Raw genomic sequence first — 286 nt, forward strand, 5'->3', positions numbered from 1 at the left:
CCCTTATACAGTACTTCAAGGGTTTCGCGATTATATCGTTTACCCTTACATACGTCGCACGGCACGTACACATCAGGTAAAAAGTGCATTTCTACCTTAATTACGCCATCGCCTTGGCAAGCTTCACAGCGTCCGCCTTTAACGTTAAAGCTAAAGCGACCTACTTTATAACCACGAGAGCGCGACTCTTGCGTACCGGCAAATAATTCACGAATACCAGTAAAAATACCAGTATAAGTAGCCGGGTTAGAGCGTGGTGTGCGGCCAATGGGGCTTTGATCAATGT

The 286-nt window shown here is 46.2% G+C and carries 1 pseudogene; it reads right to left on the minus strand.

The window, feature by feature from the left end:
• Positions 1 to 286: pseudogene (locus tag AAEY72_RS14485) on the minus strand (excinuclease ABC subunit UvrA); the annotation flags it as partial.

Origin of the sequence: Psychrobacter sp. W2-37-MNA-CIBAN-0211, assembly GCF_040309405.1 — a bacterium.
Classification (GTDB): domain Bacteria; phylum Pseudomonadota; class Gammaproteobacteria; order Pseudomonadales; family Moraxellaceae; genus Psychrobacter; species Psychrobacter glaciei.